Raw genomic sequence first — 11,502 nt, forward strand, 5'->3', positions numbered from 1 at the left:
TTATCAACAGTAAATATACAAAAAACAATCCTCTTTTTAGGCTTTTATTGAAACTTTTTTGAGGAAAAAGAAGTACTGCTTATCCCGAATTGGGGTTATCTCGAATTGGAGTGATAGAACTCCCCCGAAGACCACAACCTCACCAAGCATCTCCATCTCTTCAACCTGATGCCGATAAGTTTCATAGCAACCACATGGGGCAGCTGATGAAGGCCTACAACATCCCGGGACAGCCCTTCTCCGCTATCTCAAAAATAGCTCTATGCTTACGATCGCAAAGGACATAAAAAAGAATTGCGCATCATCCGCAAACTGGAAAATGGATGGTACGAGAAGAGACATCCTAACAAATATACATAAAAAGAAAGATTAACGCTAACTACCAAATACTTATATGGCAACACATCAACCTACACTCTCATCCCCTCCCGATTCCTTCTGCGCTATAAGCCGAGAGGAGGGAAGGCAAATCCTACACAAAAATAAAAACTGAGAGAATGTGTGCTAAGTGCAAAAGAATCACTATTTTTGCAGGAAATTGCAAAAGAATAATCTTGTATGGAAATCGGAATCCTTACACTTTTTCTCTTGGGACTCGTGGTGATGGCCACGGAAATCATTCACCATATCAACAAAGCTGCAGTGGCCATGTTTGTTGGCGTGGTATGTTGGGTGCTGTATATCTGCTACGGTACCGACTTCGTTCTCGCTCAGCACGAAGCAGTTTTTTTCACCTTCCTGAACGGCACGCCGCTCAATAGCAGTCTAGTGAAAGACTTTATTGCCGAACACATTTTCTTCAAGTATTTTCTCGATGCCGCTTCGGTCGTATTCTTCCTGCTAGCCACGCTCAGCATCACAGAAGTGCTCGATAACAATGGTTGCTTCGATTTTCTTCATGTGTGGTTGCGTACGCGCTCACCGCGCCGCTTTCTATGGACAGTGGTCGGACTGACCTTTGTGCTCTCCGCCAACTTCGATAACCTCACGGTGATATGCCTCATGCTAGCTGTGATGCACAGCATAGTAGCTGACGAACGTAGCCGACTGCGCTTTGGCAGTGTGATTGTGGTGGCGGCCAACAGCGGCGGCGCATTCACCGCTATTGGCGACGTGTCGAGTCTGACGCTGTGGAACCAAGGACTTATCACGCCCACCCACTACAGCATGATAATGGTGCTCCCCTGCCTGGTAGCCGCGGGAGTGACAACGCTGCTTGTACAACAGTCGCTCCCGACTCATGTGCGCCTGGTACGCTCCATACCTCCCTTTCGCGGAAACGACTCCACCCTCAATCTCTGGCAACGCGCGCTGATGCTCCTTGTAGGCATCGGTGGTTTATGGTTTATCCCCACCTACCACCGCATCACTCACCTGCCCTCATTTAGTGGCGCACTGTGTGTGTTGGGCGTATTGTGGATAGTTAACGAATTCTACAACCATAAACTCCTCTCCAGCGGCTTAATGGCAGGTAAACGTAGTCCTATCGCCCTACAATACCAAACGCTGCAAAACATACTCCTCTTCGTTGGACTGACACTGAGTGTGAGTGCAGTGTGCGAGAGTGGTCTTCTGCCCTGCATTGCCACCTGGGCCACGCAACACGGCAAGGACTACTACCTTGTGGGAATAATAGCCGGTGCAGCGTCGATGGTGTTCAACAATGTAGCAATGCTCCTTCTCAACGTAGGCTTCTTTGCCTCCAATACTGCAGTCCCTTTTCAGCCTGGCGGCAACTTCTGGCCGTGGCTCAGCTATACCACAGCGATGGGCGGAAGCCTCCTCTTTATTGGAACCACAGCAGGCTACGCCCTTTGGAGAATGGAAGGCGTAGGCATAAGATGGTATGTTAGACACATCTTTGTAAAGGTGCTCATAGGTGCAGTGGCAGGCGGTGCAGTGTTTGCTCTGACAACATACATCTTCTAACTCAATAAAACAAATGAAATGGGAAAAATACGTTGTATCGGAATTCTCACCTCAGGCGGCGACGCTCCCGGCATGAATGCCGCTATCCGCGCTGTGACGCGCAGCGGCATTAGTAATGGTTATAAAATAAAAGGTATCTACCGTGGCTATGACGGCCTTATCAACGACGACATACAGATTTTTACGACAGAGAATGTGAGTAGTATCATACAGCGCGGTGGCACCATCCTCCGCACCGCTCGCAGCAAAGAGTTTACCACCCCTGCAGGACGCAAGAAAGCCTACGACACTCTGGTAAAGGAAGGCATCGACGCCTTGGTGGTGATTGGCGGTAACGGCTCACTGACAGGCGCCATGCTGCTGGCCGACGAGTACGACTTTCCTTGCATTGGACTGCCCGGAACCATCGATAACGACCTCTGGGGAACAGATTCTACCATCGGTTACGACACCACGCTGAATACCATCAAAGAATGTGTGGACAAAATACGCGACACAGCCACAAGCCATGAGCGCATCTTCTTTGTGGAAGTGATGGGGCGCGATGCCGGTTTCTTGGCACAATATAGCGCGATTGCAGCCGGTGCAGAAGCCGCCATTATCCCCGAAGACTCCACCGATTCCGACCAACTCATCGAATTTATGAAACGTGGTATTCGCAAAAGCAAGAAAAGCTGTATCGTGATTGTGAGCGAAAGCCCCAAGTGCGGAGCCATGTATTATGCAGAACGTGTGAATAAAGAATACCCCGAATTTGATGTGCGTGTGAGTATCTTAGGACATCTCCAGCGCGGCGGTAGTCCCTCCGCTCATGACCGCATTCTGGCGAGCTTGACAGGCGTGGGAGCCATCCAAGCCGTCAAGCAAGGGCAACGCAACGTGATGGTGGGTGTGCGCAACAACGAATTAGTCTACGTTCCCTTTGTTGACGCCGTGAGAAAGAAGAAACCCATTGATCGTAATTTGATAAAAGTTCTCGACGATTTAAGTATATAGGGAGATAAGACAAGTAGAAAACTTGATCTATTAAGAAAAAAATGTATTTTTGCAGCACAAGAATCTAATAAAATCAAATCAATGAACAATACCCTAACAAACGGACGTATCTCTCAGATTATCGGAGCCGTCGTGGATGTCTTCTTCGACACCGAAGGTCGCCCAGCAGCCGAAGTGCTGCCGAAGATTCATGAGGCGCTCGAAGTGACGCATGACGATGGTCGCACAATCGTGCTCGAAGTACAGCAACACATCGGTGAAGACACCGTTCGCACCGTAGCTATGGACAATACCGACGGCTTGCGCCGCGGCATGGAAGTTCGCCCACAAGGAAGCCCCATCACAATGCCTACTGGCCAACAGATCAAAGGCCGCATGATGAACGTGACGGGCGAAAGCATCGACGGTCTGCGTGAGGTAACGAAAGAAGGTACTGCCTACCCCATTCACCGCGAAGCACCTCATTTTGACGAACTCAAAACGAGCTCCGAAATCCTCTACACGGGTATCAAAGTTATTGACTTGTTAGAGCCTTACTCGAAAGGTGGAAAGACGGGACTCTTTGGTGGTGCCGGTGTAGGTAAGACCGTGCTTATTATGGAGCTTATCAACAACATCGCCAAAGGCCACGATGGTTTCTCCGTCTTTGCCGGTGTTGGTGAACGTACGCGTGAGGGTAACGACTTGCTCAGAGAAATGATCGAGTCGGGCGTTATCAAATATGGTAAAGAGTTTACAGATGCCATGGAACGCGGCGAGTGGGATCTCTCAAAAGTGGACTACGACGAAGTGGCTAAGAGTCAAGCAACGCTCGTTTATGGTCAGATGAACGAACCTCCAGGTGCGCGCTCCTCTGTGGCCCTCTCGGGACTCTCTATCGCAGAGAGCTTCCGTGATAGCGGTGCAGCAGAAGGTAAGCAAACCGATATCCTCTTCTTTATTGATAACATCTTCCGTTTCACTCAGGCAGGCTCTGAGGTGAGTGCCTTGTTAGGCCGTATGCCCTCTGCTGTAGGTTATCAGCCGACACTGGCAAGCGAGATGGGTGCGATGCAAGAGCGTATCACCTCTACAAAAAATGGTTCTATTACCTCTATCCAGGCCGTTTACGTTCCTGCGGACGACTTGACCGACCCCGCACCCGCAACGACGTTTACCCACCTGGACGCTACCACCGTATTGAGCCGTAAGATTACAGAGTTGGGTATCTACCCCGCTGTAGATCCTCTGGCATCAACCAGCCGTATCCTTGATCCCAATATCGTGGGTAAAGATCACTACGAGTGTGCTGAACGTGTAAAACAGATTCTTCAGAAATACAGCGAATTGCAAGATATTATTGCTATTCTCGGTATGGACGAACTCTCAGACGAAGACAAACTGACGGTGAACCGCGCACGTCGTGTACAACGCTTCCTAAGCCAACCGTTCACAGTGGCAGAGAAGTTTACCGGCGTACCAGGCGTAATGGTTCCCATCGAAGAAGTTATCCGTGGCTTTAATATGATTATTGATGGCGAAGTGGACTACCTCCCCGAACAGGCATTCCTTAATGTCGGTACCATCGATGACGCCATCGAAAAGGGTAAGAAGATTCTCGAAAAAGCTAACGCTTAAACAGTATAGTCATGCGTGTAACGATTGTTTCTCCTGAGAAAACTCTCTACAAAGACGAAGTCCAAAGCGTCGTCGTACCTGGAGGGATGGGAACCTTCGAGGTACTGGACAACCATGCACCCATCATCTCCAATCTCACGGAGGGTGTGGTGAACGTAAGCGGTGCAACACCTTTCCAACTCCATGTGAAAGGAGGTTTCATCGAGGTGGCCCGTAACGAGGTGTCCATCTGCGTAGAAGTCAACGGCAATAAATAACATAGTAAGAACTCACAAGACAACTCTTATGCACTTCCTTAAAGTAATAGGCCTTTATGGACTCATACTCTGTTTCTTAGGCCCAATACTTTTCCTCTTAGAGGTACATTTGAAAGGACCGCAGGCACAGCAACAACTTGCCCCCATTACACTCGTAGGCATTCTGTTCTTTGTCCTAACAGCATTGGAAATATCTGCTGGAGCGTGGCTACACAAAACAAATAGTAAAGCCATCACGGGATACTACCTGATTATGAAAGTCGTACGACTATTGGTGATAGCAATGATCATCATTATCTATGGACTACTCGGCTGCCAAAACGTGCTCCTCTTTGCTATCAACGTCATCGTGTTCTTCTTTGTGACGCTCATCTATACTTCTGCCTACTTTATGATGGTGGAATATCATAGAAAAAAAGACTGATAAGAAATGAAACATTTACGAAGCATAGGACTCCTCGTGGGAATACTCATACTGACCTTTAGTATGACTTCGTGTGCCGTGGATAAAGATAAACCCATCGACATTAAAGAAGCCGTATTGGGACACATGAGCGATACCTACGACTGGCATATAACAACCTGGGGAGGCCACCATATCTCCTTCCCTCTACCCGTCATCGTGAAGCATCACGAAGGCAACTGGGAGGTGTTCTCTTCTGAGAAATTGGAACATGGCGCAACCTACAACGGATTCTATATCGACCATGAACGCCAAGGCAAAATCTTTGAACAAGGTTTTGACGACCGCCCATGGGATTTTTCTATTACAAAGAACGTAGTACAAATATGGATAAACGTCTTTATCTTACTACTTGTCTTTATTCCCTGCGCTCGCTGGTATAAAAAACACGACTTGCGACAAGGTGCTCCCAAAGGCTTTGTGGGTGTAATAGAAGTGCTGGTAATGAGCATAAACAACGATGTCATCAAAGCTAGTATTGGAGAACAGAATTACAGACCCTTTGCACCTTATTTGCTAACGGTTTTCTTCTTTATCCTTGTAACAAATCTCATGGGATTGTTACCTATCTTCCCAGGTGGTGCCAACGTCACGGGTAATATAACGATTACCTTCGTGCTAGCGTTCCTTACATTCCTCATTACCAACTTCTCAGGTAATAGAGAGTATTGGAAAGAAATCTTTTGGCCAGAGGTGCCCGTATGGATGAAGTGTCCAGTGCCCCTGATGCCCGTCATTGAGCTATCAGGAATCTTCACAAAACCCTTCTCCTTGATGATCCGACTCTTTGCTAATATGCTAGCAGGACACGCCATCATCTTGTCCATTACGTGCGTTATCTTTGTGACATACCAAGTAAACGCATGGGTAGGAACCTCGCTCTCAGCATTTAGTCTTGTGCTTATTCTCTTCATGAACTGTCTAGAACTATTGGTGGCTTTCATACAAGCCTACATCTTCACAATGCTGAGCTCCGTCTTCATTGGTTTAGCTCACCCTGAACATCATAAAAAAATAATTCAATAAAACAATAATTTTAAAAGTACAACTATGTTAACTCTTTTACAGGCAGCTGCTGCAGCAGCAGGTATTGCAAAGTTTGGCGCCGCTATCGGTGCAGGTCTCTCAACCATTGGTGCAGGTCTCGGTATCGGTAAAATTGGTGGTAACGCCATGGAAGCTATTGCTCGCCAACCAGAAGCCGCTAACGACATCCGCTCTAACATGATCGTTGTAGCAGGTTTGATCGAGGGGGTTGCCCTCTTTGCAGTGGTTGTCTGCGTATTGATCTTCTTCTTGTAATCATAATACACGGCGAATTTATTATGCAGAATATGCCATCCATACTGACTCCCGACTTCGGTCTGATGTTCTGGATGCTGCTTGCTTTCTTAGTGGTCTTTGGACTCTTGGCTAAGTTTGGATTCCCAACCATTGTCAAAGCCGTAGAAGATCGCAAGAACTTCATTGATGAATCTCTGAAGAATGCACGCGAAGCCAATGAGAGACTGGCCAATATAAAAGTCGAGAGCGAACAGATCCTGCGTGAGGCGCACGAAAAACAAGCGCAAATCATCAAGGAAGCAATGGCAACTCGCGACAACATCATCAACGAAGCTAAAGGCAAGGCACAAACCGAAGGTCAACAGCTTCTTGAAGATGCTAAAAAACAAATTGCAGCAGAGAAAGAAAACGCTCTTGCTGACATTCGCTCGCAAGTTGCAGATCTGTCCGTGCAAATCGCCGAGAAAGTGATTCGTCGTCAACTACAAAACGACGACGAGCAGGAGCTGTACATCCAACGCATACTGAACGATGTGAAGTAATCAAGCATACTTAACGCTTTGAATTATGGACATTGGAATTATTTCAACACGTTACGCAAAGACGCTCCTGCGATTTGCAACCGACAATAAAGAAGAAGACCATGTGTATAAGGAAATGACCACACTGGCAGCTATATTTCAGAAAGTTCCTGAACTTTTGCAGACACTCACCAATCCTGTGGTAGATGATGCAAATAAATCAGCAATTCTTGTATGTGCAGCCTGTGGATCTACTGAAGCCAGCAACTCTACAAGCCGCTTTGTGGATCTCGTTGTCCGCAACCATAGAGCTTCAATGATGCATTTTATCGCTCTCGCTTTCTGTTCTCTATATTCAAAGAGCAAAGGCATCATTCGCGGTAGCCTGACAGTCCCCGTCAGCGTAAGTGAATCTACTAGTCAAAAGCTACGACAAATGGTAGAAGCACGAACGAAGAGTAATGTGGAGTTTATAGTCAATGTAGACCCCAAAATTGAAGGCGGCTTCATCCTACAATATGATACATATCGTCTAGACGCCAGTCTGCGCACACAGTTGCTGCAACTCCGGCGCAGTTTAAGTTAATACAGTAATTATCTATCATGCCAAACAATATCAAACCCAGTGAAGTATCTGACGTCCTGCTGCAACAACTCCAGGCTGTCAATACAAATATACAGTTTGAAGAAGTCGGCACAGTCCTTACCATTGGTGACGGTGTTGCCCGTATTTACGGACTTACTAACGTTACCGAGAATGAGTTGATCGAATTCGAGAATGGTGTTATGGCCGTGGCTATGAACCTCGAAGAGGACAACGTTGGCGCCGTGCTTCTTGGCCCCTCTGAAGGCATCAAGGAAGGTCAGAGCGTAAAGCGTACAGGACGTGTGGCTTCCATCGAAGTAAGCGACGATATGCTGGGACGTGTTATCAATCCCCTTGGACAACCGCTAGATGGCGGTAGCGAAATTGGCGGCGAAAAGTTCCTGATGCCTCTGGACCGCAAGGCGCCAGGCGTAATCTATCGCCAACCTGTCAATCAAGCACTCCAAACAGGTCTTAAAGCTGTCGACTCCATGATTCCTATTGGCCGTGGACAACGCGAGCTTATCATTGGTGACCGCCAAACAGGGAAAACAGCCATCGCCATCGATACAATTATCAATCAGAAGGAGAACTATGAAAATGGCGCCCCTGTTTATTGTATCTATGTAGCCATTGGTCAGAAAGCCTCTACCGTAGCTTCAACCGTAAATACACTGAAGAAGTTCGGCGCTATGCCCTACACCATAGTAGTTAGTGCTACAGCCAGCGAACCAGCAGCACTTCAGTATTTTGCCCCCTTTGCAGGGGCAGCCATTGGAGAATACTTCCGAGATCGCGGTCTGCATGCTTTGGTTGTTTATGACGACCTTTCAAAGCAGGCAGTAGCCTATCGTGAAGTATCGCTGATTCTTCGTCGCCCTTCTGGTCGTGAAGCCTATCCTGGTGATGTTTTCTATCTCCATTCGCGCTTGCTTGAGCGTGCAGCTAAAATCAACGCCCAGAATGAAGTTGCACAGCAAATGAACGACCTTCCCGCGTCGATGAAAAGTCAAGTGAAAGGTGGTGGGTCACTTACAGCGTTGCCCATCATTGAAACACAGGCCGGCGATGTTTCTGCTTATATTCCTACCAATGTTATCTCTATCACGGATGGTCAGATCTATCTAGATACGAACCTCTTCAACCGCGGACAGCGTCCTGCTATTGACGTAGGTATCTCTGTGAGCCGTGTAGGTGGATCAGCTCAAATCAAGAGTATGAAGAAAGTGGCTGGTACGCTGAAGATAGACCAAGCGCAGTATAGAGAGTTGGAAAGCTTCGCTAAATTTTCTAGCGACATGGACTCTGTAACGGCAATGACTATTGACCGCGGACGTAAGAACAACGAGTTGCTGATTCAAAAGCAATACAGCCCTATGTCCGTAGAAGAGCAAGTAGCCATCCTTTACTGCGGTACACAAGGCTTGCTGAAGAATATACCCGTGGAGAAAGTGCAGGAATTCCAAGACAACTTCCTTCAAATTATGCGCAGCAACTATAAAGAGACCGTTCTTGGACAGCTTGCTGCTGGTAACTTGACCGAAGACGTAACAGCAACTATCGAAAAAGTAGCTGCTGATATTGCTGCACAATATAAATAATTATAAGCCTATGCCTTCTCTAAAGGAAGTAAAAAACCGAATATCATCCGTCAATTCAACGCGAAAGATTACGAGCGCAATGAAGATGGTAGCAAGTGCCAAGCTACATGGTGCTCAGAAAGCCATTGAGAGTATGCGCCCCTATGAGTCGCTGCTGAATCGGATTATGGCTACTTTCGTCAGCTCGATGGAAGGCGAAATCAATTCACCCTTCTCCACTGAGCGAGAAGTGAAGCGTGTGGCTATTGTTATTTATAGCTCCAACACAAGCCTTTGTGGAGCTTTCAATGGCAATGTCATCAAAGAATTGACACGTATTGTTGAAGAATATCGCAATAAGGGCATAGAGATTACTGCTATCTATCCTTTTGGAAAAAAAGGAGCAGATGCTGCTCGTAAACTAGGATTCAAAGTGACAGACTACGACTCTATCGTGGAGCACCCTGCTTATGTGCCAGCAGCCGAAGTAGCAGCAGAACTCATGCAACGATTTGCAGCAGAAGAAATCGATCATGTTGAGATGATTTATCATCACTTCCACAGTGCTGGTAAGCAACTTCTCACACAGGAAACATTCCTTCCGGTAAAGCTCGAAACCAATACTGAAGAAATCTCTGGTACTCGTTTGGACTACATTATTGAACCATCTCAAGAGAATCTCATTTCAGAGTTGATACCCAAGGCTCTCCATCTGAAGCTCTACACAGCCCTCCTGGATAGTCTTGCTTCTGAACATGCAGCCCGCGTTATTGCCATGCAAGTTGCAACAGACAATGCTGATGAACTCCTTCGAGATCTTACATTGCAATACAACAAGTCACGTCAATATGCCATCACAGCAGAATTGCTCGACATTGTCGGCGGTAGTATGCAATAAAGAGGCTTACACACTCTCCCCAAAGCGCATCTAACAACGATTAGATGCGCTTTTTCTTTTTCTCATAAATCTAGGCGTAATGGACATTTGGCAGGCTGAAATGGTAATGTGCCCCCAACGCACGGTAAATGTACATAAATTTTCAAAAGCTTTGAGCGGCGTAAGTCCCTTTTCTTGATTGGGAAATAGATACTGTCCTAAAAAGTGTGTAAGCCCCCCCCTTTCATCAGAAGCAGGAATAAATGAAATTATCCGCGTTTTATTGGACACATTTTTCAAACAAAAGTGTGCTCTTTGGCTTAAGAAGAACCTTGGTTGCCTTATTTTCATAAAACCAACTCACACAAATCTATACTAGCAGATAAAATATCCTTATTGCAGTTAAAAATACAATTAACCCCAATTCGGGATAAGCAGTACTTCTTTTTCCTCAAAAAAGTTTCAATAAAAGCCTAAAAAGAGGATTGTTTTTTGTATATTTACTGTTGAAAATCAATCATATAACAAAATAACAATCCTCATGAAACTTGTCAGCAAAGTTACGGAAATCTATTGTATTGCAGATGATTTCTGCAAAGAATATCATTTAGAATTGAACAAAACCTCTCTTTCGCTCTCAAATCCCTCTGCCAATAGTCCAAAACATCGCAAGAGAAAAGGACGAATGAGTGATGCTGAAATGATCACAATTCTTATATTGTTTCACAGCAATACATTTCGGAATTTCAAACATTTCTATCTCTTCTATGTTTGCCGAGAACTAAAAAAAGAGTTTCCCAATCTACTCTCTTATACACGCTTTGTTGAGCGTATGCCTCGTGTTGCAATCCCTCTCTTGCTCTTTCTCAAACTGGGATTAATGGGAGAATGCACAGGGATAACCTTTATCGATTCTACACGTATTCCAGTGTGCGAAAACAAGAGACAATCCCGTAATCGCGTATTCAAAGGGTACGCTCAAAAAGGAAAAAGTACTATGGGATGGTACTATGGCTTCAAACTTCATCTTTTGTGTAATGAACGAGGTGAACTACTCAATTTTGCTCTAACCCGAGCCAATGTAGACGACCGTAACCCAAAAGTATTCAACGATTTGACGAAGGATTTGTTTGGAAAATTATATGCTGATAAAGGTTATATCTCTCAATCACTGTTTGCTTCACTCTTTGATAGAGGTGTGCACATCGTAACAGGAATACGAACTAATATGAAGAACAGATTAATGGATGCGCATGATAAAATCATGCTTCGCAAGAGAAGTATCATAGAGACTATTAATGATATGTTGAAGAACATTGCACAGATAGTTCACACACGCCATAGAAGTATCTCTAATTTCATCGTTAACCTTTTAGCTGGCATAGCTGCATA

General features: G+C 45.9%; 12 protein-coding genes. All 12 read left to right on the forward strand.

The window, feature by feature from the left end; all coding sequences use genetic code 11:
- The first annotated feature begins 558 nt into the window (after positions 1–558).
- Positions 559–1,929, forward strand: a complete 1,371-nt coding sequence (locus FHS60_RS10100) for an SLC13 family permease (protein WP_183698138.1) — start codon at positions 559–561, stop codon at positions 1,927–1,929.
- Between the two features lie 18 nt (positions 1,930–1,947).
- Positions 1,948–2,925: a 6-phosphofructokinase gene (gene pfkA / locus FHS60_RS10105; RefSeq protein ID WP_009346578.1), complete on the forward strand. Its 978-nt coding sequence runs from the start codon at positions 1,948–1,950 to the stop codon at positions 2,923–2,925.
- A gap of 81 nt (positions 2,926–3,006) precedes the next feature.
- Positions 3,007–4,542: a F0F1 ATP synthase subunit beta gene (atpD, locus tag FHS60_RS10110; RefSeq protein WP_009346579.1), complete on the forward strand. Its 1,536-nt coding sequence runs from the start codon at positions 3,007–3,009 to the stop codon at positions 4,540–4,542.
- Positions 4,543–4,553: 11 nt separating this feature from the next.
- Positions 4,554–4,799, forward strand: a complete 246-nt coding sequence (locus FHS60_RS10115) for a F0F1 ATP synthase subunit delta/epsilon (RefSeq protein ID WP_009346580.1) — start codon at positions 4,554–4,556, stop codon at positions 4,797–4,799.
- A gap of 28 nt (positions 4,800–4,827) precedes the next feature.
- Positions 4,828–5,223 carry a hypothetical protein gene (locus tag FHS60_RS10120; protein ID WP_009346581.1) on the forward strand — a complete coding sequence of 132 codons (396 nt, stop codon included), beginning with the start codon at positions 4,828–4,830 and terminating at the stop codon, positions 5,221–5,223.
- Between the two features lie 6 nt (positions 5,224–5,229).
- The gene (atpB, locus tag FHS60_RS10125) at positions 5,230–6,288 is read left to right on the forward strand and encodes a F0F1 ATP synthase subunit A (protein ID WP_183698139.1); all 1,059 of its coding nucleotides are present in this window, start codon (positions 5,230–5,232) and stop codon (positions 6,286–6,288) included.
- A gap of 24 nt (positions 6,289–6,312) precedes the next feature.
- Positions 6,313–6,564, forward strand: a complete 252-nt coding sequence (atpE, locus tag FHS60_RS10130; protein WP_009346583.1) for an ATP synthase F0 subunit C — start codon at positions 6,313–6,315, stop codon at positions 6,562–6,564.
- A gap of 23 nt (positions 6,565–6,587) precedes the next feature.
- On the forward strand, positions 6,588–7,088 hold the full coding sequence (gene atpF, locus FHS60_RS10135) for a F0F1 ATP synthase subunit B (RefSeq protein WP_183698141.1): 501 nt from the start codon (positions 6,588–6,590) through the stop codon (positions 7,086–7,088).
- Positions 7,089–7,113: 25 nt separating this feature from the next.
- Complete coding sequence (locus FHS60_RS10140) at positions 7,114–7,653, forward strand: F0F1 ATP synthase subunit delta (RefSeq protein WP_183698143.1); 540 nt, start codon at positions 7,114–7,116, stop codon at positions 7,651–7,653.
- Between the two features lie 17 nt (positions 7,654–7,670).
- On the forward strand, positions 7,671–9,254 hold the full coding sequence (atpA, locus tag FHS60_RS10145) for a F0F1 ATP synthase subunit alpha (RefSeq protein WP_183698145.1): 1,584 nt from the start codon (positions 7,671–7,673) through the stop codon (positions 9,252–9,254).
- A 10-nt stretch (positions 9,255–9,264) separates the two neighbouring features.
- Complete coding sequence (locus tag FHS60_RS10150) at positions 9,265–10,131, forward strand: F0F1 ATP synthase subunit gamma (RefSeq protein ID WP_009346587.1); 867 nt, start codon at positions 9,265–9,267, stop codon at positions 10,129–10,131.
- Between the two features lie 520 nt (positions 10,132–10,651).
- Positions 10,652–11,502, forward strand: an 851-nt coding sequence (locus FHS60_RS10155) for an IS982 family transposase (protein WP_183698147.1), incomplete at its 3' end; no start/stop codon positions are given.

Origin of the sequence: Alloprevotella rava, from assembly GCF_014195585.1 — a bacterium.
GTDB lineage: Bacteria > Bacteroidota > Bacteroidia > Bacteroidales > Bacteroidaceae > Alloprevotella > Alloprevotella rava.